The sequence below is a fragment of the Paenibacillus sp. FSL R5-0341 genome, assembly GCF_037975235.1.
GTDB classification, from domain to species: domain Bacteria; phylum Bacillota; class Bacilli; order Paenibacillales; family Paenibacillaceae; genus Paenibacillus; species Paenibacillus amylolyticus_A.
Genome location: NZ_CP150241.1, coordinates 5,565,661 through 5,589,276, shown reverse-complemented (window position 1 = coordinate 5,589,276; position 23,616 = coordinate 5,565,661). Strand labels below are relative to the sequence as shown.

At 46.5% G+C, this 23,616-nt stretch carries 26 protein-coding genes; 19 read left to right on the top strand and 7 right to left on the bottom strand.

Translation table 11 applies throughout. The features are described 5' to 3' along the window. Window positions 1-23: 23 nt before the first annotated feature. Together MKX75_RS25160 and MKX75_RS25155 are read left to right on the top strand one after the other, a co-directional pair. Window positions 24-425: a MerR family transcriptional regulator gene (locus tag MKX75_RS25160; protein ID WP_339167311.1), complete on the top strand. Its 402-nt coding sequence runs from the start codon at window positions 24-26 to the stop codon at window positions 423-425. Between the two features lie 160 nt (window positions 426-585). Next, entirely contained in the window at window positions 586-1,641 is a 1,056-nt protein-coding gene (locus MKX75_RS25155) for a serine hydrolase domain-containing protein (RefSeq protein ID WP_339167310.1), read from the top strand. A 95-nt stretch (window positions 1,642-1,736) separates the two neighbouring features. Here MKX75_RS25155 and MKX75_RS25150 read toward each other — a convergent pair whose 3' ends face one another. The 4 genes from MKX75_RS25150 to MKX75_RS25135 form a co-directional block, all read right to left on the bottom strand. After that, on the bottom strand, window positions 1,737-2,414 hold the full coding sequence (locus MKX75_RS25150; RefSeq protein WP_339167308.1) for a succinylglutamate desuccinylase/aspartoacylase family protein: 678 nt from the start codon (window positions 2,412-2,414) through the stop codon (window positions 1,737-1,739). Between the two features lie 96 nt (window positions 2,415-2,510). Then, entirely contained in the window at window positions 2,511-3,479 is a 969-nt protein-coding gene (locus MKX75_RS25145) for an ATP-binding cassette domain-containing protein (protein WP_339170593.1), read from the bottom strand. Window positions 3,480-3,501: 22 nt separating this feature from the next. Next, on the bottom strand, window positions 3,502-4,302 hold the full coding sequence (locus MKX75_RS25140) for an ABC-2 family transporter protein (RefSeq protein WP_339167307.1): 801 nt from the start codon (window positions 4,300-4,302) through the stop codon (window positions 3,502-3,504). Next, window positions 4,299-5,075, bottom strand: a complete 777-nt coding sequence (locus MKX75_RS25135; RefSeq protein WP_339167306.1) for an ABC-2 family transporter protein — start codon at window positions 5,073-5,075, stop codon at window positions 4,299-4,301. Before MKX75_RS25135 ends, MKX75_RS25140 begins: the two co-directional genes overlap by 4 nt. Window positions 5,076-5,381: 306 nt before the next feature. On the opposite strand from MKX75_RS25135, the gene MKX75_RS25130 reads away from it, so the two are divergent. The 10 genes from MKX75_RS25130 (at window position 5,382) to MKX75_RS25085 (ending at window position 14,434) form a co-directional block, all read left to right on the top strand. Then, a complete protein-coding gene (locus MKX75_RS25130; protein WP_145152451.1) occupies window positions 5,382-6,233 on the top strand; it encodes a DegV family protein in 852 nt (283 codons plus the stop codon). 153 nt (window positions 6,234-6,386) lie between these two features. Beyond that, entirely contained in the window at window positions 6,387-7,103 is a 717-nt protein-coding gene (locus MKX75_RS25125; protein ID WP_339167305.1) for a response regulator transcription factor, read from the top strand. After that, window positions 7,100-8,032: a sensor histidine kinase gene (locus MKX75_RS25120; protein ID WP_339167304.1), complete on the top strand. Its 933-nt coding sequence runs from the start codon at window positions 7,100-7,102 to the stop codon at window positions 8,030-8,032. Before MKX75_RS25125 ends, MKX75_RS25120 begins: the two co-directional genes overlap by 4 nt. 126 nt (window positions 8,033-8,158) lie before the next feature. Further along, a complete protein-coding gene (locus MKX75_RS25115) occupies window positions 8,159-9,082 on the top strand; it encodes an ABC transporter ATP-binding protein (protein WP_339167303.1) in 924 nt (307 codons plus the stop codon). Next, entirely contained in the window at window positions 9,075-9,773 is a 699-nt protein-coding gene (locus MKX75_RS25110; RefSeq protein WP_076333602.1) for an ABC transporter permease, read from the top strand. Before MKX75_RS25115 ends, MKX75_RS25110 begins: the two co-directional genes overlap by 8 nt. A 105-nt stretch (window positions 9,774-9,878) precedes the next feature. Next, window positions 9,879-10,691 (top strand): bifunctional hydroxymethylpyrimidine kinase/phosphomethylpyrimidine kinase, encoded by an 813-nt coding sequence (gene thiD / locus MKX75_RS25105; protein WP_062836403.1) that lies wholly within the window; start codon window positions 9,879-9,881, stop codon window positions 10,689-10,691. Between the two features lie 251 nt (window positions 10,692-10,942). After that, entirely contained in the window at window positions 10,943-11,623 is a 681-nt protein-coding gene (locus MKX75_RS25100; protein WP_062836404.1) for a response regulator transcription factor, read from the top strand. After that, window positions 11,620-13,368 carry a HAMP domain-containing sensor histidine kinase gene (locus tag MKX75_RS25095; protein ID WP_339167300.1) on the top strand — a complete coding sequence of 583 codons (1,749 nt, stop codon included), beginning with the start codon at window positions 11,620-11,622 and terminating at the stop codon, window positions 13,366-13,368. The genes MKX75_RS25100 and MKX75_RS25095 overlap by 4 nt, the downstream gene beginning before the upstream one ends. 21 nt (window positions 13,369-13,389) lie before the next feature. Then, window positions 13,390-13,935, top strand: coding sequence for a CDP-diacylglycerol--serine O-phosphatidyltransferase (pssA, locus tag MKX75_RS25090; protein ID WP_076333600.1), 546 nt, complete (start codon window positions 13,390-13,392; stop codon window positions 13,933-13,935). Window positions 13,936-13,948: 13 nt separating this feature from the next. Beyond that, complete coding sequence (locus MKX75_RS25085; RefSeq protein ID WP_062836407.1) at window positions 13,949-14,434, top strand: DedA family protein; 486 nt, start codon at window positions 13,949-13,951, stop codon at window positions 14,432-14,434. Between the two features lie 287 nt (window positions 14,435-14,721). Here MKX75_RS25085 and MKX75_RS25080 read toward each other — a convergent pair whose 3' ends face one another. After that, window positions 14,722-15,375, bottom strand: a complete 654-nt coding sequence (locus MKX75_RS25080; RefSeq protein ID WP_339167299.1) for a transcriptional regulator — start codon at window positions 15,373-15,375, stop codon at window positions 14,722-14,724. A 215-nt stretch (window positions 15,376-15,590) separates the two neighbouring features. Beyond that, entirely contained in the window at window positions 15,591-16,781 is a 1,191-nt protein-coding gene (locus MKX75_RS25075) for a cation:proton antiporter (protein WP_076333599.1), read from the bottom strand. A gap of 377 nt (window positions 16,782-17,158) precedes the next feature. On the opposite strand from MKX75_RS25075, the gene MKX75_RS25070 reads away from it, so the two are divergent. The 5 genes from MKX75_RS25070 (at window position 17,159) to MKX75_RS25050 (ending at window position 20,370) form a co-directional block, all read left to right on the top strand. Continuing rightward, on the top strand, window positions 17,159-17,731 hold the full coding sequence (locus MKX75_RS25070; RefSeq protein WP_339167298.1) for a DUF420 domain-containing protein: 573 nt from the start codon (window positions 17,159-17,161) through the stop codon (window positions 17,729-17,731). A gap of 72 nt (window positions 17,732-17,803) precedes the next feature. Continuing rightward, window positions 17,804-18,547 (top strand): 2,3-diphosphoglycerate-dependent phosphoglycerate mutase, encoded by a 744-nt coding sequence (gene gpmA / locus MKX75_RS25065; protein WP_339167297.1) that lies wholly within the window; start codon window positions 17,804-17,806, stop codon window positions 18,545-18,547. A gap of 152 nt (window positions 18,548-18,699) precedes the next feature. Beyond that, window positions 18,700-18,870, top strand: a complete 171-nt coding sequence (locus MKX75_RS25060; protein ID WP_167350917.1) for a hypothetical protein — start codon at window positions 18,700-18,702, stop codon at window positions 18,868-18,870. Window positions 18,871-19,049: 179 nt separating this feature from the next. After that, window positions 19,050-19,958: an aldo/keto reductase gene (locus tag MKX75_RS25055; RefSeq protein WP_339167294.1), complete on the top strand. Its 909-nt coding sequence runs from the start codon at window positions 19,050-19,052 to the stop codon at window positions 19,956-19,958. An 85-nt stretch (window positions 19,959-20,043) separates the two neighbouring features. Beyond that, on the top strand, window positions 20,044-20,370 hold the full coding sequence (locus MKX75_RS25050; RefSeq protein WP_062836412.1) for a thioredoxin family protein: 327 nt from the start codon (window positions 20,044-20,046) through the stop codon (window positions 20,368-20,370). A 622-nt stretch (window positions 20,371-20,992) separates the two neighbouring features. Here the strand turns inward: MKX75_RS25050 and bacA are convergent. Beyond that, window positions 20,993-21,802 (bottom strand): undecaprenyl-diphosphate phosphatase, encoded by an 810-nt coding sequence (bacA, locus tag MKX75_RS25045; RefSeq protein WP_076333620.1) that lies wholly within the window; start codon window positions 21,800-21,802, stop codon window positions 20,993-20,995. Between the two features lie 214 nt (window positions 21,803-22,016). Between bacA and MKX75_RS25040 the strand changes: the two genes are divergently transcribed. Together MKX75_RS25040 and MKX75_RS25035 are read left to right on the top strand one after the other, a co-directional pair. Further along, on the top strand, window positions 22,017-22,649 hold the full coding sequence (locus MKX75_RS25040) for a TetR/AcrR family transcriptional regulator (RefSeq protein ID WP_076333597.1): 633 nt from the start codon (window positions 22,017-22,019) through the stop codon (window positions 22,647-22,649). A gap of 115 nt (window positions 22,650-22,764) precedes the next feature. Further along, the gene (locus tag MKX75_RS25035) at window positions 22,765-23,616 is read left to right on the top strand and encodes a transporter substrate-binding domain-containing protein (RefSeq protein ID WP_339167293.1); all 852 of its coding nucleotides are present in this window, start codon (window positions 22,765-22,767) and stop codon (window positions 23,614-23,616) included.

Sequence of the window (23,616 nt, the reverse complement as noted above, 5' to 3'; positions counted from 1 at the left end):
CGCAGAAAGGTGGAGGAGTAGGCATGGAAACCATGACAAGAGGAATGTTGGCCAAGCGTACCGGTGTGAGTATGGCAACCCTCCGTTATTACGAGGATAGCGGGATTCTGCCTGCTCCCCGTCGTTCCTCCAACGGATACCGGGTGTATACTGAAGATTATCTTGTCAAAATTAAGTTCATTAAGGACGCCCAGCTGCTGGGTTACTCCTTAAAAGAAATACAAGAGACCCTGCAACTGCTCAGTCAGGAGGATATGGAAAGTGAGACGTTAAAAACCCTCGTTTCTGACCGAATCGCTGATATTCAGAAGCATATCGATCACCTGGAACAGATGCAGATTCATCTGGCCAGATTGCTCAAGACGCCAGAAGATGATATCCACAACTATATTCAGTCGTTCAGGGTGACAAAGAAAGAGCCGTAATCACGGCTCTTTTCCTGTTTAGGAGAAGACAAGCATTAACTAACGAGCAGGGAATAGGAAATTTTAAACGAATACATAGTGAAGTTTGCCAAAGGAGTGGCTAACGTCATTTCAACATTCCAATAATGAAATTTACACCAAAAAAGGAGTAACATTTTCTATGAGGGATTTACAGGATTTTGTATCCGATTACATCAAAGGCAAGAAACATCTGCATCTTGAGATTGGCATAATTACAAAGGGCGATATCGAATATCATTCGGTAGGCAATCCCCAAAAGAAGAGCACGGCGGCTCCCGAACACAGATTGTTTGAAATCGGCTCTGTAACCAAGCTTTTTACATCGATCCTTCTATTAGAATTGGAACGTCAAGAGCAGCTTTCCACGGATGACACGGTTGGCAAGTACATACACAACGGTAAAAACGATTATTTGAATAAGGTTACCTTAAAAAGTCTTGCTACGCATACCTCTGGATTACCTGGAGTTGCCACAAACCTGTCCTCGAAGAAAAATCGATATAATCCGTTTTCAAATTATACGGAGGATGATTTACTTGCTTTTTTATCGGATGCTGACTTTACGGATCAAATGGGTTCATTTGAGTATTCCAATACCGGCGTGGGCTTACTGGGTTATATCCTATGTAAAGTATCAGGCAGTACATATGACGATCTGCTGAAAAAATATATCACAGGTCCATTAAAGATGACGGAGACAGCTGTTATGCTGAATGCAGAACAGAATGGCAGATTTGTAGATGGACATACGTCAACGGGGAAAAAGATGCCTCATTGGGATACTGGTGTACATGAAGGGGCAGGGGCGATCAAGTCATCTCTTCACGATATGTGTTTATTTGTGCAGGCCAATCTGAATGAAGATCATCCTGCAGCCTCTGCAATACAACAAAGTCACATGCCTGTAATGATTGGAGATTCGACCCATCATTACGCCTGGTTTAGTGATCATATCTCAGATCAGAATATTCTCTGGCATAACGGCAGCACATTTGGTTTCACCAGTTATTTGGCTATAAATAAGCAACAGGGGATAGGCGTCGTATTATTGTCCAATTATTGTTTTGGATCAGCCTCCATTGTGGATGAGTATCTGGATGCGATATTCAAGTTTATAACTAAAAAAGACCTTTATCCACTCATGCCGCTGGACCCTGTGGGTAATAAAATTCTGGAAGCCATGATGCAGAGATAAACGCAAAAATAAACACCTCCAAAGCGAACTCCCGAAGTGTATCCTCGGGCGCTCTCTTCTGAAGGTGTCTTTTATTTCTATCTTCATAATCTCAATCATGACATGCCCGCTTCACGCAGAAAATGGTGTACAATCTTCGTCTGATACTTGATACGTGTCGCGCGTTTCAGACTCCAGCAGGTCTCCACCGTAACAGAGCGGGCTTGTAATATTCTTGAAGCCGCTGTACGAGCAGATCCCGGCAACTCATGCTGCTTGAGGTTAAAATGACGATCACGAATCGCAATCGACCGATTCATCCGTTCGATTACTCTCCTGCAAGCCGGAATGGTGCGACTGCCAGGGTTGGTAATCAGCGTCTGTCCAAGCACTCGCGAACTAAGCTGGGAAAGTCCGTTGGCTTCATGCAGATCGAGCCACCAGTCGGCCCGATATTCACGCGCCAGCTGAAAAACTGCCGCTGCCAATGGATGCTTGGCCTTGCCCGACATACGGCGTGGAAACGTACGATTCAGATCTGGCTTACCTCTGATTTTCTTTGCGTAGGCTTTCTGATTCACGCGTGGCACGATAATCAGCAGCCCTCGCTGAATGACACGACGACCCGTCGCACAATCATCTGCGAGCTTTTGTGCAGCGGCCATACTCGCTGTTTCATTCCCGTGAACCCCGGATGTAATGAACATCACTGGTCCCGGCATCATGCCACGTACGATGTAATAGGGAGTGGCGTGTGCGCTGGATGCTGCCAGTACATGTTTGGTCACAAGCATGACGCTTCACCTCCGCTATTACAGTACGTCATGTCCCTCTTTCATGTAACGGCAGAAGAACAGGTCTTCATCCAATTTCATTACAAAATGGGCCGACTAGTACACCCGATGAATGATATCTTCAAAATCAGGTTCTTTCATCTCTACATCTTCAATCTCACCCCAATGTTCCAACTGTTTGAGAATGTCCATTGTGCTCCATTCCTTACGGTTCACTTGGGTGGTGACGATCTGTCCTTCCACTCCTGTAATCTGTATCGCGGACGACACAACATCTGGGATGTGAAACGCTCCCCGGAACGTTACCCGAATCAACGTAGGCAGTCCGATGGTTTCGCGAAGCGATGAGATCGTGCCGTCATATGTCAGTTGACCATGGTTAATCACCATGACCCGGCTGCATAACTGCTCTATGTCGTCCATGTCATGTGTGGTCAGCAAAATCGTTTTGCCAAACGTTTCATTTAATGTACGTAGAAATTGGCGAATGTTCCGCTTTGCGTTCACATCCAGTCCAATCGTCGGTTCATCGAGAAAAAGCAGTTCCGGATCATGCAGCATGGAAGCTGCGAGATCCGCACGCATGCGTTGTCCAAGCGAAAGCTTGCGAACAGGCGTGGCCCAGAACGATTCAAGGTCCAGCAGCTCGGCGAACTGGGACAGCCGTTTCTTTTTATCCTCGGCACGGACGCCGTACATCTCGGCCAGAATATCATATGAATCTTTCACGGGCAGATCCCACCAGAGCTGGCTTCGCTGTCCGAACACGACGCCCAGTCGAACAACGGTTCTGCGCCTGTCCTGATGCGGGTTCATACCGCCAAGCCGTACCTCGCCCGAGGTTGGGTGGAGGATACCTGTCAGCATTTTGATCGTGGTAGACTTGCCAGCCCCGTTCGGACCGATGTAACCCACAAATTCACCTGGACCGATATCAAAACTAATATCGCGTACCGCTTCCTTGGACACATATTCACGTGAAAATAACGTACGTAACCCGGAGAAACGTCCTTCGCGAATAACAGGAGTTTTGAATTCCTTTTGCAGATGCCGTGCTGTGATCATGTTCATGATTCGTTACGCCTCCTTAGCTACCTGTACTTTGATATTTGGTCATGCCGAATTGCCAGAAACGTAGACTTGCTGCCAAGCTCAGTACGGCAACCGCCGCAACAGCAACTAGAACCCACGCTCCTCCTTCACCCCGCAGTAGGTAGAGTGACGGAATGTAGTTGACGAATCCCACTGGAATCACTGTTAGCAGAATGCCAGACATCCATTTGGGATATAACGTTAGCGGATATTGGGCAGCCGTTCGTGCTGCATCCTCGGTGATCGTCTGTAATTCCTCGATGCGTGTGGTCCAGAATCCGAGTGTGGCAGTAGCGAGTCCGATGGAGAAGAGAATGACTGCCCCCGTCAGGATGATGAACAGGGAGAAAGGAATGGCAGCCCAGCCGATCTGTCCGCTCTGCATCATGCCTGCCAGAGACCAGCAGAGAATGAACCCGCCTTGCAGGACTTCCCCAGCCATGATGCGGAAGTTTTGCGGTAGCAGTGCCAGCAATACGGGCATCGGACGGGTTAACAGTTGATCAAGCTCACCATTAACCAGATATTTTTCCAGATGATGAACCTCGTTGCCGAATGTGCGGTACAGTGTTTTGGATAACGTCATGATGGCGAAGAGATAACCAATCTCATGGAGGGACCAGCCTTTAATCGCTCCAAATTTGTGCAACACCAGAGCAACCATCAGAAACTCGGAGATCTGAATTAAAGCGGCCAGTACGGACGCCATAACGAAATTGAACTTGTATTGCATCCGGCTGCGGATGCTTGTTCGAATGAGCATTTTATATAAATTGAACCAGGAAGTTCGTTTCATCCGCCTTGCACCTCCACTTTACGACGTAATACTTGGGTGATCGCAAGACAGATCAACGTCATGAAGACACACCAAAGCAAGGTTCCCCATAGTAAGGAGCCATCTTCGAAACCAAGGTAGATTCGGGTAGGTACATAGAGCAGGAAAGGATAGGGTGATAGCCAGGCCAGTCGTTCAAGCCAGTCCGGTAGCCATTCCAGCGGAATGAAGAAACCAGCCAGCAGATTCATCATCGCGTGATTGCCCCAGTGAAGCCAGGAGGACTCTGTGGTCCACATCGACGTGGCACCAATGATGTAGTTCATGCAGATGGACAAGTATGCGGCGCCAACAAGACCAAGTGCGGCATAGAATAGTGTTGAAACGTCTGAGGGCCAATGCAGGGAAAAGACAATGGAGAAGAGTAGGTAGATCGGAATGCTTTTGTACACAAACTGGTAGGCAATCTGCCCCCATTCGCGCGCCATCAGGTGGGTGAACAGATGAACAGGCCTCATCAGATCCAGTGCAATCTGCCCTGTCCTGACGGATAGGGGAATACCCAATCCATTCGTGAGAAAACCTGAGATCCAGAGAGAGGATTGCGTGAACGCAATATAACTGATCATCCCCTGTGTCCCGTATTCTCCGAGTGTGTGATCGGCCCCGATGCCGATCCAAAGGCAGGCGTACATGTAACCGAACATGGCGCTTGCCAAGTTATGGACCATGTGTGCCCCGCGGTATTGCAGGTTCCGGGAGTAGGCTTTGGAAGCCAGAGTGAAATAAAGCATGTGACACCTCCGATAAGTGGATTGAACGGCGTTTCCGTTCACTTCAGTCAAGGCGAAAAAAGAGAGAAGGACAACAGCATACCAATTTATTCCTTCACAGGCAAGACATTTTTTTAGCTATAAATGGAAATAATAGGGTTGTTCATGATTGCGCCACAAGACAACGGTCTGTCCGTTCCTTTATAATTGAGAGGTAGTATCGCAAACGTTTACAATATGAAATATTCAAATTTTAAATAAACCGCCGGGCTTGTGCCTGACGATTGAGGATACAGAACGAACAATCCGGCAAGAGAGAAGGATGTCATGAAGAAAATTGCATGGGTCACCGATAGTACTAGTACACTGGATCCCGTTTTTGCGGAGCAAAATCATATCTACATCGTACCGCTGCGCATCGTATTTGGAGAAGAATGTTACCGGGAAACCGATGACATTACATCTGAAACGTTCTATGAAAAACTTGCGGAGGCTTCACGTGCGAGCAGTTCGCAGCCACCCATTGGCGAGTTCATTGAACTATATGAGTCGCTGAAAGACAAGTACGATGAGATTATTACGATTCATTGCTCTACTGCACTGAGCGGAACGCTGCATACGTCCATGCAGGCTGCAGAGATTGCAGGAGTGACGGTGACCGCAATTGATTCAAAGGCAGGTGCCTATCCTCACCGTGAGATGATTATGCAAGGACTGGAATGGCAGAAGCAGGGATGTTCGGCTGCCGAGATCAAAGTAAATATTGAACAGATGATTGATAACATGTCCTTTTACCTCATACCGGCCAGTCTTCAGCATCTTCACCGCAGTGGGCGGGTGTCGGGCACACAGCTGATCATCAGTCAACTGCTCAAGATCCATCTGTTGCTTCGATTTGAAGAGGGCAAAGTGGTTGTGAATGAGAAGATTCGCACGTTCAAGCGGACGAAAGAGCGTATGCTGGATATGCTCAAACTGGATGTGGAGAAAGTAAAGCATGTGTGCATTATGCATGCGAATAATCAGGAAGAAGCCGTCACGATCAAGAAGCAGATTGCCAATCTGCTCCCTAAATTAAAGACCGAGATCATGCCATTCATCCCTGTAGTAAGTATCCATGCAGGTGCAGGAACCATTGGACTGTGCTGGATACACAGCGAGAACGGATACAGAGACTAGACGTATAAGCACTCATCTATTAACGCTCATAGACCTGGCAGGAAACACACTTTATACCAAAGTGGTGCTCCTGTCAGGTTTTTTCGTATGTCATTGCCAATTCAAACAAACTGTGAGGTAATAAAGAAAAATGTTCATGTTGGAGGGGAACTTGTGTCAAGTCAACGCTTATTGCTTGTTGAAGATGATCGTTCAATTAGTGAGATGGTCGGACCTTATCTGGAAAAAGAGGGATACGACGTCACGTATGCATATGACGGATTAGAGGCAGAACGTCAATTCAGTCAGTCACAACCGGGGTATGATCTGGTTATTCTGGACCTGATGCTGCCTCGTAAGAGTGGGATGGATGTGCTGCAGACCATTCGGGCAGTAAGTTTGGTACCTGTGCTCATTCTGTCTGCGAAGGATGGAGAAGTGGACAAAGCGCTGGGGCTGGGCTTCGGTGCTGATGATTATTTGAGCAAACCCTTCTCATTAATCGAGTTGACTGCCCGTATTAAAGCTGCGATTCGCCGCGCCAATTATACCGCTCAGCCTGTGGCTGAAGTGGCTAAAGATCAGCGTATTCACCTCGGCGGACTTGTGGTCGACATGGAGACATACGAGGTGGAACGTGAAGGTACACCCGTCAAGCTGACCTCCAAGGAATTTGGCATTCTGAAGCTATTGGTTACTCATCCCGGCAAAGTGTTCACCAAGGCTCAGATCTACGCTTCGGTCTGGAACGATCATTATTATGGAGACGAAAATATCATTAACGTACATATGCGCCGTCTAAGAGAAAAACTAGAGGTGGACCCTTCGGCTCCCCAGTATATCAAGACACTCTGGGGCATCGGATATAAGCTGGAGGCGGAGCAGACATGACACTGATTTTTGCCAGTACAACAGCTATTCTAGTCATTGTGGTCATTGGAATGTGGATGAGATTGAGGAAACGCAGCCAACACCTGTCTTATATTCACGAGAAAATATCCGCTATTTTGGATCAAGGCACCTTTGAGCGCTTGCTTGTATTCAACAGTGATGATCAAGTTAGCCAGCTTCTGAAAGACATGAACCAGCTGCTGGATCATGCGCACCGCGCGAAGGCCGGTTATGCGAACCAGGAGAAGGAGATGCGCAATATGCTCTCCAACATCTCCCATGATCTGAAAACGCCGCTTACGGTTGTGCTGGGCTATAGTGAGACCTTGCTGCACAGTCCATCATTGACCGATCAGGAACGAAAGAGTATGACGGAGAAAATACAAGATAAGGCGCAGGAAGTGCTACGTCTGATTCATTCCTTTTTCGATCTGGCGAAGCTGGAATCTGGAGACACGGAGCTGGTGCTTAGTCGAGTTAATATAAGCGAATTATGCCGGTTGAAGATGATCTCCTTTTATGAAATGTTGACCAATCTCGGGTTGCATGTGGAGCTGGATATACCTGATGATGATATTTTCGTGCAAGGAAATGAAGAAGCACTGGACCGTGTGCTGGATAATCTCATGACCAATGGGATGAAATATGGAGCAGAGGGTAAGGTGCTGGGGCTGTCGCTCGAACATTCGGCAGGTGGACCTGTGACGCTACAAATCTGGGACCAAGGGAAGGGAATTCCTGAGAGTGAGCATAGCCGTGTGTTCGAACGTATGTATACACTGGAGGATTCTCGCAATCGACTCTATCAGGGCAGCGGCCTTGGACTGACGATTACGAAGCGGCTAGTTGAGCGGATGGGTGGAAGTATTCATTTACATAGTGTGCCACATCAACGGACTGTATTTTCGGTTACCTTAAAGGCCAGGTAGAGCCTGTTTTGGCATTTTCGGTCAAGCTTAAGGTTTTTGTAAGATTTGATTAATAAAAAAGCAGACTTTTCTCTTTACAATACAGATATAGGAACCCGGACAGGGGACGTAAAGGAGAACAAGACGATGACTTATATCGCACGAACGATAGATGTGACCAAAGTGTATGAAGGGGTCGAGGTTGTATCCAACGTCAATATGAGTATTAAGCAAGGTGAGATCTATGGGTTTCTCGGTCCGAATGGTGCAGGCAAAACAACCATCATGAAGATGCTGACCAATCTGGTTAAACCAACAACAGGAGAAATTGAACTGTTTGGGGAGAAGCTTACACCTACATCCTATGAAGTGTTGAAACGAATGGGCAGCATTATTGAATATCCTTTTTTCTATGATAAGCTGTCTGCTCGCGAGAATCTGGAGCTTCACTGTGAATACATGGGATTTCACAACAAAAAGATCATCGACAACACGATGGAAACGGTAGGGCTGAAGGATACGGGCAAGAAACCGGTCAAGGACTTCTCGCTGGGTATGAAACAGAGGCTGGGATTGGCTCGTGCACTCATAACCACACCCGAACTACTCATTTTGGATGAACCGATCAACGGATTGGACCCTGTAGGGATCCGGGAGATGCGAGATTTGTTCAAGCGCCTTAGTAATGAGTATCGCATTACCCTGTTGGTCTCTAGTCACATTCTTGGGGAGATAGAGCAAATTGCTGACACGGTTGGTGTCATTCGTGGCGGTCGCTTGGTGGAGGAAGTATCGATGGAGAGCATTCGTGGAAGTCAAAATGAGTACATCGAGTTACAGGCGGTAGATATCCGCAAAGCGACTTATGTCATTGAACACCAGCTTGGTTTGAGTAATTATAAACTGGTCGATGACCAAACGTTACGAATCTATGATCCGGGAATCATTCCATCGGAACTGAACACCAAGCTGATTCAACACGGCATTGAGATCGAATCGATATCCAAACGGGCTCATTCCCTGGAAGAACACTTCATGAAGTTGGTAAAAGGGGATGAAGACGTTGCTTAAACTAATCAGACTTGAGATGCGGAAGCACCGCTTTGCACGTAATTTTGCAGGTGCAGGTATTGCCAACATAGCCATTCTTCTTTTCCTGATTATGATTGGATTCATGGATGTGGGAGCAGAAGATTATGCCTATGCCGATTACCAGACCGCCTTTATAATTATCGATACATTTGTGAGAGCGACCTTCATCATATTTGCAGGAGCTTTATTATCCAAGCTGGTGATCAGTGAGTATCGAAATAAAACCATGAACGTCATGTTCACCTATCCCATCCAGCGTCATAAAATCATCGCGGCCAAATTGATTATCGTGTTTGGTTTTACATTTGTGATGATTATGGTTACCGATCTGTTGATGGGTTCACTGCTGTTGATTGTTAATCAATTCTACTCCTTCATTCCTGAATCACTGAGCAATCGGGATATGTTGGGACTTCTGGTGAAGTACAGTATCAGTTCTTTATCGGCTGCGTGTATGGCACTCATTCCCCTATTCTTCGGTATGCGTAAGCATTCTGTTACAGCGACAATGGTCTCGTCCATTTTGCTAGTTTCGATTGTCTGCTCCGGATTCAACGGGTCGGAAGTTTCCATTCATTCGCTTATTGTTATCCCGCTGACCCTTGGAGCTGTAGGTATATGGATTGCTTCGATGTCCATGGTTCGTTTGGAGACCAAAGATGTGAATTGATTCATTCGGAAAACCATGCTCTGTGTGGCTTCAGATGCCATTGACATCCGCTCGTACAAGGGATAGGATAATGTCAACTGAGACACAAAGGAGAATGCAACTACCATGACGATTCCAAAAACATTAACAATAGCTGGCTCGGACACGAGCGGCGGTGCAGGGATTCAAGCTGATTTGAAAACTTTTCAGGAGCTGGGTGTGTATGGTATGACCGTACTGACTACGGTTGTGGCAATGGAGCCCGATACATGGGATCACCAGGTCTTTCCTGTGGAATTAAATGTAGTAGAAGCGCAGCTTCGCACTGTTCTTGATGGCATCGGTTTTGATGCAATGAAGACAGGTATGCTCGGTTCTGTAGATATTATTGAACTGGTAGCGAAGCATATTCGCCGCAGTGGTCTGCCACAGATCGTGATCGATCCGGTAATGGTCTGCAAAGGTACGGACGAAGTACTGCAACCGGAAAATACGGAAGCAATGATCGAATTCCTGCTGCCAGGTGCCGATCTGGTTACACCTAATCTGTTCGAAGCATCCCAACTGGCGAAGAGTGGACCGATTCGCTCCAAAGAACAGATGGAAGCAGCAGCAGCAGCAATTCATGCCCATGGCTCAAAGCATGTTCTGATCAAGGACAGAGGTGTAATTAGCCCGGGTAAAGCAATGGATCTACTCTATGATGGAACCAACTACGAATGGTTTGAAGCCGATGTTGTCGGCTCCGGATATACGCATGGTGCGGGCTGCACGACGTCTGCGGCGATTACCGCAGGATTGGCTCGTGGTCTTTCAGTGAAAGAGGCTGTTCGTGAAGGTAAAGCCTTCGTGACCAAAGCGATTGCCGGCGGATTCCCGCTGAACCGTTTTGTTGGCCCGACACTGCATGTGGCACACCGTCTGGAGCACCAACGCTAAGTGTTACCAGTGAGCGCGCAGTAGCGCATCACTTCTGGATAACACACTTCGATTTCATTTAAGTAGCTGTCAATGAGCAGAAGATTGCTCGTTGATGGCTTCTTTTTTGTGCGAATTTTGATAAAAATTAGTAACTTTTGGCTTATATTAATCGTATATATCATGGGGTTCATTCCAAAAGATGTCTGGACACATGAACGACACATGGAATAGGTATGTTATCATCAGAAATCTAAAAAGGAGAGTCGGTCATGATCAGAACAGTGCTTCTGGTGGAAGATGAAAGCCGCATTCGTGAGATTGTGGCCGATTATTTCATAAAAGAACAATGGAACGTCATAGAAGCAGAACATGGAGTACAGGCATTGGAACTATTGGCTCTGCATGAGGTGGATCTGGTTATTCTGGATGTTTTGATGCCGGAAATGGATGGATGGACATTATGCGGGCATATTCGCTCCCAATCCACCGTACCTATTATCATGCTGACTGCACGGTCCGAGGATGACGATAAAATTCATGGATTCCAGCTGGGTGTAGATGATTATGTCACGAAGCCATTCAGTCCACGTGTGCTGGTTGCACGTGCAGAGACATTAATGAAGCGGGTTGAAGGTTCATTTGGACGAGAGCAGGGTGTGGTTCGCTTCGGACAGGTAACTCTTGATCCATGGGCTCGGCGACTGGAGAAGGACGGCATTGAAGTGGAGCTTGCACCAAAGGAGTATGATCTGTTGCTCTATTTGGTACGAAATGCAGGCATTGTATTGTCCCGGGATGCCATCCTGAATCGGATCTGGGGATTTGATTTTGAAGGGGACTCACGTGTTGTGGATACTCATATCAAGAAGCTGCGCAGCAAATTGGGTGATGAAGCCAAGTGCATTCGGACTGTAATTGGCACCGGATATCGATTCGAGGCAGAAGCATGAGAAGAAATGGCGTAACAATGAAGCTTTTCCTGGTCATGGCAGGATGTCTGGTACTTCTATACGGAACAACGGTTTTTGCCCAGTTGGTCTGGTTTCCCGACTTTTATCAGCATCAGAAGGTCAGCAGTATGAAGAAAAAGCTGTCCAAGTTCGAACAGCAATATTCGAATGGGCATTGGAGTGATTTACAACTAGCCAAGGAGACCGGGAAATTCATGCGTCAGAATCAGTCGCATTTGGTCATTCTGACGAATACCGGAAGACTGGTTAATGATCCGTTCCACATTACGCTGCTTCAGGAGGACGGGAGTCACGTGAAGGTGTCCTTGTCCTTGTTTATCAATAGTGAGAATGCAGGCTGGATTACATCCCATCTGAAATATGGGCAAGAACTGACGGTGAGAGGCCCCGCCAGCGGGTCCATGGTCTACCCATTCAAAATCCAGGATGCCACTTCTGCTGCATGGGGAACAGAAAGCTTTCAGGAATCGATTGAACCGGTAAAGGAATGGTCAGGTGTATTAACCGAGGTGGTTCTTCCTAATCTGGCAACGTGGAGTCAGAGACAGGGACTGCTGGTGCAGGCACTGGATAGTCGGTTCCCTTTGTCCACTGAAGACCAGCTTGCCTTGGCGAATGGCAAAATGCTCAATGAAGAATGGACGGATAGCTGGAGTGGTGTGCGGAACGTCATCACCATTGCTCCGGTGCATCGTTCAGGACCCGAGCAACAACTGATCTTCTCGCTTACCTCTCTACAGGAGATGAGGGAAGCGAACGAGGCAACACGTTTGTTCTATGCGTATTTTGGTATTGGCGCATTTATATTGATTCTGTTACTGGCACTGCTGCTGTCCCGAATCGTAACGAAGCCGCTGCTGGCCCTGAACCATGTCGCCAAGAAAATGTCTACCCTGGATTTCACGGTGAAATCACCCATCCGGCGTAATGACGAAATCGGCAGTCTGTCCAATAGTCTGAATGCATTATCCGGAACCTTGGGTCAGACATTGGAAGAGCTGAGGCAGGCCAACACGCAGATGCGTACAGATATGGAAATGAAGCAGCAGATTGAACAGCGTCAACGCAAATTTTTTGCCGATGCATCGCATGAACTCAAGACACCGATCAGCATTATTAAGGGTTATTCAGAAGGGCTGAAGGATGGCGTAAGTGAAAGCAAGCGTGAGCGTTACATTGAGATCATCGCCGATGAGACCATCAAAATGGAAACGATGGTTGAAGAGATGCTGGATCTGGTGCGACTGGAATCCTCAGCGGTTCAGTTGATTACGGATGCTGTTGCACTGGCTGACATGATTGAAGATATCGCCGGTCGTCTGGGTCCGCAGCTGAAGGACAAAGGATTGGATGTGGTGCTTGTATCCACAACAGAGCAGACGGTGGAAGGTGACCGGAGCAAGCTGGAGCAAGTTATTTTCAATATCATGATGAATGCTATACGTCATGCGATACCACATACCGATATAACTATTGAGATCAGCAGACGTGACGGTTTGGTTCACATTTCCATTGAGAACAAGGGCGAGCAGATTGCTGAAGCTGAGCGCCAGTATATATGGGAGAGGTTCTATCGGGTAGAGCGCTCACGTAATCGCAAAATGGGGGGAACCGGGCTCGGTCTGGCCATTGCGAAGCAGATTCTTGATCTGCACGGGTGCAGTTATGGAGTGGAGAATACACCGGATGGAGTCCGTTTTTATATTATTTTTCCTAAAGCCTAGTACGAAAGGGAGTCAAATCTTATGAAGTCTTTACCATCGATTTTAACCTTGGGGAATCTGAGTTCAGGCATGCTGGCAGTCATTATGGCTATTCATGGTGAATTTGCCCTGGCTGTGATGATGATATGGGTAGCGATGTTCTTTGATCTGTTTGACGGGTTTGCGGCCCGCAAATTGCATTGTGAGGGTGAGTTCGGCAAAGCTCTGGATTCGCTCGCAGATGTAGTTTCATTCGGAACAGCCCCCGTGCTGATTCTGTATCTGAACTCCATGAATGAAGTGAGTGTGCTGGGAATGGCACTGACCGCATTGTTTCCGGTTTGCGGTGCATTGCGTCTGGCTCGTTATAACTGTCAGAAGACGGCAAGCAGTGGTTTTGTCGGGATGCCGATTACATTTGCAGGGGGTCTGATGTCCTTTTTCGCGCTTTGGAGTCCTTATTTCACGCATGGTGTAGCTTATCTTGTCATTATTGTACTATCCGGTCTCATGGTGAGCCAAATCCGATTCCCATCACTAAAACAAGTGCTAGCCTCTCATGAGAAGGATATTGTGGAACCGAAATAAGGAGCGAGTCAGTATGGAATTTGCAAAAGAATTTATTGGTCAATATGGATATTTCGCAATATACGGACTACTGGCTCTTGGTGTCATTGGCATGCCGATTCCGGATGAGGTGATGATGACGTTTGTCGGATATCTCGCCTCCATCTCGGTATTGAATTACTCCGTATCCATCGCCGTCAGTTTCGGTGGCGCATTTACCGGGGGGCTGCTCAGCTATATGATCGGCAAGAAAGCGGGCAGGCCGCTGGTTGAAAAATACGGCAAGTGGGTCGGCGTCAATGCCAAACGATTCAGCAGGGTGGAGTCGTGGTTCCTTAAATATGGATATTGGTCCATCATCCTGGGTTACTTCATTCCAGGCATTCGTCATCTGATGTGCTGTTTCTCGGGGATTAGCAAGATGGCAATGGGCAGGTACGTTCTTGTATCGGGCATTGGTGCATTTGTCTGGTGTGTTGTCTTTATCTCGATTGGTTTTTATGTCGGTGTGTTAACTTAAAATGGGACAGCCTGTGCAACAACGGGCAAAGATCGAAGACCTCTTGAGTGTAAGGTGGTCTTTTTTTGTTTTTCTATGTACGGTCGGAGACACTCCTCCAGCATTCTAACGAACTTGAGTGAGCTTATTACCTAGATATGAGCAATGTTGAAATTCTAACGAATCTCAGCAACCTTATTTTACGAAAAAGCCTGAAAAAGTGCCCTGATTTCCTCCATATCATCAGAATAAGGTGTCCTGAGTTCGTTAAAAAATGGATATGCCCCAAATCGGCGAAATAGAGTGTCTCAGGTTCGCAGGATATAGGTTCGATATCGTTGGGTGCCACTAGCGACATTTAATACTTGTTGATCAATCAGGCTATGAAGAACTCTTCGAGCATGCTGATCTGTGATTCGGAGGTGCGCTGCTAGTTCCGATGGGGCAAATGGACGAATGATGCGTCTGGCATAACGAACAGTTTCGGCTTCAATCCAATTGAGGGATGCGGGCACATCTGTAGCAATGAATTTTCCCATAAAAGAGAGCACAAGCTGTTGGCACCTTTTCGGTTCGTCTTTAATGGAGAGATGCGCAATCGGCAGAAAAATCCAATCATCAAGTGTTAGCAGACAATGCCGCCAGCATAAATCTTTAAACCGCCGTACATCCAGATCCCGAGCATGTGGCCCGTATCCCTGAATCTCAATACCTCCTTTAACGCCGTTACCTGGCAGATAAGCCAGATCCAGATAGCGATAGCCGTTATGAAAGTCACGAACCTCCCATTCAGGTTGCAGATGGTTAAAGCTTTTCATAACAGGGAACCAAACGGAACGTAAAAATTCCAGTGTGCCATATTCAAGTCCATTTTCTATTCGCGAGAGCACTCTGGGGTTTGTTTCCTTCTCCAAAAGGGAGTGCATCCACACTTCGTAAGCCTCATCAAAATCAATACTCATCGTCTTCATCTCCTTTAAAAATAAAATAAAACGAATGTGAACAGGGATTCAGGTCGTCATCCGAAATACAAAAAGCCGCTCTGACCATTTCCAACCTTCGTGTTGAAGGAGAGAATGGATCAAAGCGGCGTGTGCTTCACGACCAATATATTGCATTTCTAAGCCAAGTATAGCTTTAAATACAGAATAATTTCAATACTTTCAATTAACTACAGTTACCCACTTAAATGAGATTCTTCAATTCCTCTTTCAACTCGCTTTTCCCCTTTTTTGCGAGCAAAGGTGATTTTGAGGAGCGGTGGAGTTACCAGTGTGGTTACAATGACCATGATCACGACGCTCGTGAAGTATTCCGAATCAAGTAATCCGGAAGCAAGTCCGGTTGAAGCGATAATGAGCGCAACCTCACCTCTTGATATCATTCCTGAGCCAATGGCCAATGAAGATGCCATATTAAATCCGGTCAGTCGTGCACCGGCTCCTCCACCGATCAGTTTGGTTACAATGGCGATGAGGCTTATAACGATAATAAACCAAATCTGTGAACCTACACCATCAAAGGTGACATTTAAGCCAATACTAACAAAGAACACTGGAACAAAAATTCCGTAGGCGATCGGTTCCAGTTTGGTTTCGACTTCATGTTTGAAGTTAGTTTGGGAGATGGCGATACCCGCGGCAAATGCACCAATGATTCCAGCGACACCCATCCACTCTGCAAAGTAGGAGAATCCGAAACAAATAATCAGTCCCGCAGTAATAACGGTCTCGGTTACTTTCAGTGGTGCCATCCACTTCATGATGCGTGGAACAAGGAACCAGCTGGCAGCGATGATGATCACAAAGAATAACAGCTTTTTACCAATGAGCAGAGTAATTGAAGTGTCTCCTCCACCTGTACCTAACAAGCTCATCATCACGGCGAGAATAACGACGACCAGGACATCATCGACGACAGCTGCACCAAGAATTGTTGTACCCTCACGAGAGCTGAGTTGATCCATGTCTTTCAGTGTCTGAACCGATATACTGACGGATGTGGCACAGAATAAAAGTCCAAAGAATAGTGCGTGTGTCTGTGACATACCAAAGGCTATGGCCGAACCGTATCCTCCGATAAATGGTAAAATAATACCGCCAACAGCAACCGCAAAGGCTGCTTTCCAGTTTTTCTTCAATTGCCCCAGATCGGTTTCCAGTCCGGCAATGAACATCAAAAGTAATACCCCGATCTCGGCCATATAATGCACGAAATCACTTTGTTGAACCCATCCGAGCAGGGCGGGTCCAAGAATGACACCAACAATCAGTTTCCCCAATACCGAAGGTTGACCCAGTCTTACAGACAAGTCTCCGGCGAGCTTCGTAAAGATCAAAATAAGTGCAAGAACCAAAATAAATTCCATAGATGTGCTCCTCTCCAGCAGTAGCGTTTATAGGTTTACCTGTCCAAGGGGGGATCATTCCAAGCCTTAAGTACAAAAAAAGGCATAAAAACGGCGCTTGTAAGAGTGCCGCTTTTATGCCTAAAAAAAGACAAAGGGGGCCCTTGGTGACAGGCTCCTCCAGTTCAACGCGTATGTGATTAATTGCATTAATTATACCACAAATACAGGCTGGGGTAAATGGGAGCCGGATTGGATTTGATTGAAAATGGCCGCAAAGGGGCATTTTATAGGGGAGTGCAGCGGTTTTTGTTCAGAGTGTTGTCACTTAACAGCCCGGAAATGCCGAGATATAATGATATAGAACATAGAAGTTAGGATATGAGGAGGATTTTGCATTGGGCAAAAATAACAAAGGGGAACCGAACATTCCATCCCCGACGAGTAATAAAAATTTCGCAGGCATCATTATCACGTTTTCCATTCTTGCTAATGTCATTATTTTATTATTGTTCTTCGCACCGTCTATTGGTTACAAAGGTGATGTAACCTTTGATATTACGGTGTTACCGCGGTTTAATGCCGTGTTTAACAGCTTTACCTTCATCTTCCTGCTCGCAGCGCTTATTGCTATCATCAAGCGGAATGTGAAGCTGCACAAACGATTTATTCTTGCTGCATTCTCAACGACACTGTTATTCCTCGTGACATATCTGACGTTTCATTACCTCTCACCAGAGACGTCCAAATACGGCGGCGAGGGCATCATTCGTTCGATCTATTTCTTCATTCTGATTACCCATAGTATACTGGCAGCACTGATTGTTCCATTGGCGTTGTTCACACTCGTGTGGGGATGGACGAATCAATTGAAGAAACACCGCAAAATTGCACGTTGGACTATGCCAATCTGGCTGTATGTCAGCTCTACAGGTGTCGTGGTATACCTGATGATGGCACCATATTATTAATGTGATGAACGTTTCACTGTGCTAATTAGTTTGACTTGCGGGTAATGTTTCTTTGGAAGGAGGTTCACGCTAATGTACAGAGTTGTTTTGATTCGCCATGGACAGAGCATGTGGAATGTGGAGAATCGATTTACCGGTTGGACAGATGTGGATCTGACGACGGATGGTTACGCAGAAGCTCGTAAAGCAGGGAAGATCATGAAGGAACAGGGGTTTGATTTTGATTACGCCTATGCATCTGTGCTGAAACGTTCTATTCGAACACTCGATATTGCGCTGGATGAGATGGACCTCATGTGGATTCCCATTACGAAGACCTGGAAGCTGAATGAACGCCATTATGGTGCACTGCAAGGACTGAACAAACAGCAGACTGCCTTGAAGTATGGGGAAGACCAAGTGAAGGAATGGAGACGCTCCGTTAGCGTATCTCCCCCTGCATTGGACGAAACCGATGATCGATATGTGCAGGGTTTGGACAAGTACAAGCGGCTCGGGTGCACGATCCCGTTTACGGAGAATCTGATGGACACATCGAAGCGTGTGCTGGATTACTGGAATGCGGAGATTAAACCGATGGTGTCGGCTGGCAAAAGAGTGCTGATCTCTGCGCATGGTAACACGCTCCGTTCACTCGTCATGCATCTGGACCAACTGTCCGAAGCAGACGTGATGGCGCTCAACATCCCGACAGGAATTCCGCTTGTCTATGAGTTGGATGAAGATCTGCATCCGATCGGTCACTTCTATCTGACCGCGGATGGTTCGACCTACAAACACGAAGAAATGACCCATGTGGCAACGCCGTCCGACTAATGGACATGGACGATTGGAAGATGACCGCTGAATTTTAATTCGGAGGTCATCTTTTTTTTGCGCGATCAAGCTTGTACTTCGTTTCGTTTTGCTCCCACAGGGTAATTGTCAAACAAGACACGATGACATTTATCCTGAAGGAGGAGAAGCACATGTCTAAAAGAAGAGGAATACTGATGACGGCTATCGGAGCAGGTGTAACTTATCTGATGAGGAACAAACAAGCAAGAGATAAGCTGTTCAGCACTGTTTCGGGTATGATGAAAAACTCCAATTCGTCGAATGGCACAAGTAAAACCAGACCACGCGTGGAAGTGAAATAGATTGCTATAGTTCACCTATCGATTGTATTAAATGATGATCATGAGAAACCTGGAGATGAAGTCGTTCCAGGTTTTTTTGTGCAATTGAAAGCCACCTTTTGTTTTGGTGAGGCATGCGATTTTTGCCAGCAAGAATGGTACAATGGATACTTGCAGAACGTATGGAGGGAGATAAATTTATGAAGAAAAATCGTCTGGGCACATCCGAACTAATGGTGTCTGAGATTGGGCTGGGCTGTATGTCGCTCGGAACCGATATGGAGCCCGCTATAGATCTAATTCATGAAGCTCTGGATCACGGCGTCAATCTGCTGGATACAGCCGATCTGTATGACGAAGGGCGTAATGAAGAAATTGTAGGACAAGCTATTAAGGGACGTCGGGACCAAGTCGTTGTGGCGACCAAAGTAGGTAATCGTCGTATTGCTGGCAAGGAGGGCTGGTCTTGGGACCCATCCAAAGCCTATATCAAGCAGGCTGTGCATGAAAGTCTGAAACGACTGCAGACCGATTATATCGACCTGTATCAGCTGCATGGCGGAACCTTGGACGACCCCATCGAAGAGACGATCGAAGCGTTTGAGGAGTTGAAGAAAGAAGGACTCATCCGGTATTACGGCATCTCTTCCATTCGCCCCAATGTGATTCGGGAATATGTGAAGAGGGCATCGATCGTCAGTGTGATGAACCAGTATAGTGTTGCTGACCGCAGAGCGGAAGAAGAAGTGCTGCCTTTATTGGAGCAAAAGGGGATCAGCGTAATTGCCCGTGGACCTGTAGCTAGCGGTGTGCTCGCCGAATCCGGATCTGCCAAGGCAGACAAAGGTTATCTGGACTATACGCCAGAGCAACTATATACCATTCGGCAAGGACTAAGTCGTCTGGTCACGGATCAACGCAGCATGGCTCAGACGGCTATTCGCTACGCATTATCCCATCCTGCCGTAGCAGCAGTTGTCCCGGGTGCCAGTTCAAGAGACCAGTTGCTGCACAATATTGCCGCTTCGAATTCACCCGCGCTCACAGCTGCGGAAATTCAGGAAATACGGGAGCTTAGTCCCGCTAATCTGTACAAGCAGCATCGTTAACTCTATTAAGCCTATTTTCAATTGTAACTATACGAGGTACAATGAAGATCAGCCAAAAAAGGAACATATAAGGGAGAGAAGACATATGGAAAGAATTCAAAGTGAACAACAGTATTTGGATACAATTAACTCTGATGGTTATACCGTCATTAAATTTGATACAACCTGGTGTCCGGATTGCAAAAACCTGGATCGCTTCATCGGGGATGTTATCGACCAGCATACGGATAAAACCTTCTATGCCCTGGATGCAGAGAAGTTCCAGCCGTTTGCCGATGAGAATGGTGTACGTGGCATTCCAAGCCTGCTCGTTTTCCAGAACGGCAAAAAAATCGCACATCTGCATAGTAAATGGGCGAAAACACCTGCTCAAATCTCCGAGTATCTGGAGACGCTTGAATCCAAAGTTTAAGCATACGAAGGCCATTGAGTTTATTAAATAACATTGCTATGAAGACCTCTTCTTGTCCAGGTGACAGGAGGGGTCTTTTTGCTTCATTCCAGCCCGCATGATGTTTCCTCAATTAAGTGAAGCTGAGGAAAAGGGCTTGTTTAGAATTTGTTCAGTGTTCCCATGTATACTGTGAGAACAAACTGAATATTTGGAGTGAACAAGATCCGTATGAAGAATGAAATTTTTGAAGAAATGCACCAATTAAGTCACAACGATGACCGAAGATACCGATTATTAATGATCGGAGTGAAGCAGTTGCTGCAGGAACAAAAGGAGAGTAGATATAATTTGATTGAAAGATTGAGGTATCGGAAGAGACACCGGAACATTCAAGTGAAAGAGTGGTACTGAGCCAGACATCTTACCAGAAGTGAATATGAACCTGGAAGTCCATGATACATAGTAAACCTAGTCGTCATCACGCATGATCCAACCTATAATTACAGATATTCCTGTCTCTGAAGCAACAACAGAACCATGTAGCAATAGTTAGCACAGAGAACATAAATAAGGCGGCCTCGTTCCGAAAGGAACGAGGCCGCCTTGATTTTGCCTGTCTTAATGAATTGAATTGTAATGATTACATCAAAATAATAAAGAACACGGCTGCCAAAACGAAGCGATATACAGCGAAGACGGTCAGGCTCAATTTTTTCAAAATGGACAAGAACGTCTTGATCGCCAGCATGGCGACGATGAACGCAGCGATGAATCCAATCGCGAAGATCGGGAAATCACTGCCGTTCAGGTGATCGATACTTTTGTACAGGTCATATCCCGTAGCACCAATCATAATCGGCACAGATACGAGGAATGTGAACTCGGCAGCGGCTACACGGCTTACTCCTGCAAAGAGACCGCCTGAGATCGTTGACCCGGAACGGGAGAAGCCTGGCCACAACGCCAAGATCTGAAATAGTCCCACCACGAATGCCTGTTTGTAAGAAATATCATCGACATCATGAGTGGTAATTCGGTGACTCTTCCGGCTCCAGCGTTCGGCTACAATCATCAATATACCACCAATAACGAGGCTGTACAGCACTGTCTCCGGACCAAATAAATGTGCTTTGATCCAGTCGCGGAATACAAGTCCGATGACTACGGCAGGAACCATTGCCAGGAAGATATGTCCCAGATTGAGGCGGCGGGAATACGACCTAGTCCCTCCGGTGAAGCGGAACATATCAATGAATTTGTTCCAGTACAGTACTACAACAGCAAGTACAGCTCCGAGTTGAACAACCACCTCAAACGTTTTGACTGACTCGTTGTCCTCCGATAAACCCAGCAGGTGGGCGGTCAGAATCATGTGTCCAGTAGAGGACACGGGCAAAAACTCAGTCAAACCTTCGATGATGCCCATAATAATGGATGATATAATGTCCAATTCTCTTCCTCCTTGAAATGCAGGTGACAGCACAGGCTGTCCTGCTTGACCATGCCTGTTCATCTGAACAAGGCTATCACCTATTATGATCACAAATGCGCTCAACTTCAACTTATGCTTGTAACCATTTGTTTAAAACTATATTGACAAAAACCTAGTTATCCAATAGGATATAACTTAACTGACTGACTGATCAATCGGGAGGGTTACATGAATGACCAAAATTAACGGTTTGGAACCCGGTGAAGAACGCCGGGACCAAATAATTCGCATAGCGATGGAGCGATTTGCAACCCAGGGCTACCATCAGACGAAAATTTCCGATATCGTCCGTGAAGCTGGTGTTGCGCAGGGAACGTTCTACTGGCACTTCAAGAGTAAAGAAGCCATTGCTTCGGAGATTGTATTAACGGGCAAGGAGAAGTTACTTGAGTCAATTGGGCAAGGATACCGCAAGGATGCCGGATCAGTAGAGGATATGGTGAAAGCATCGGAAAGGCTATTCACCGACTTGTTCTCATTTGCTGCGCAGAATCGTTATTTTATGGAGCTGTTGCTCAAAGGCATCGTGACCGAAGAATCCGTACAACGTCTGGTCGAGGAGACACGTAATGCCGTCGAGACAGCGTTCCGTCACAATATGGAACGTGCCATTGAACTCGGCATGTTGCCTCAGGACATGGATGTGCCGCTTCGGGCCGCATTGTTGGTAAGCATGATTGAAGGCATGATATCGCGATGGTTGTTCGGCTCGGATGAGTTGCACAGCAAGTTCTCAGCCATGACAGCTTCATCACTGGCAGCTGAAGCAGCAAGCTTTGAGTTTTACGGACTCCTAGGCACATAAGATTCACATGATTAAGCAAGTAACAGGGAATAATGGTACAACTGCGGTTTCATGACAACGAAGTAACCAAATGTACACCAAGAGATGAATACACGAATGAGAGGAAGTTAACGTAATGAATAACACATATGGATCGAAAACTCGTAAAGGCTGGTCTTTGACAGCGATTCTGCTGATGACCGTGCTGGTACTTAGCGCTTGTGGAAGTAAGGCAACGGACAATGGAGGCACGAACGGTGCGCAGGCAAGTAATGAACTGGAGCAGATCAAGTCTGCTGGCGTGATCAAAGTGGGCATGATGGGCACATACGCACCATACAACTTCCTGAACGATAAGAAAGAAATGGATGGCTACGATGCTGATATCGCACGTGAGGTTGCGAAGCGTTTGGGAGTTGAGGTTGAATTTGTATCCCAGGAGTTCTCCGGTCTGACACCTAGTCTGCAAGCTAAAAAGCTGGATGCCATCATCAGCCAGATGACCATTACTGATGATCGTAAGAAAGTACTGGATTTCAGTGATCCGTATATCACGAACCAAGTTAAAATCATTGTCAAAGAAGACAATAACGATATTACCAAGCTGGAAGATTTCAAAGGTAAAACGATTGGCGTGGGTTTGGGTACGAATGATGAATCATATCTGCGTAATGAAGTGTTGCCGAAAGTGGGCGACTTCACGATTAAAACCTATGACGATGTCATCTCTTCACTCAAAGACCTGAATGCTGGACGGATTGACGCCACAATTAACAACCTTTACGCGCTTAAACCGATTGTGGATGCCAATGGCTTCAATATCAAAGCTGTAGGTGAAGCGATTAAAAGTGACCAAGCAGGAATTGCTGTACGTAAAGACAACCCGGAACTGGTAGCTGCACTGAATGATGCCCTCAAAGGCATGAAAGATGATGGCACGTACGATACCATTTTCAAAAAATGGTTTGATGAAGAGCCTGCGCAATAA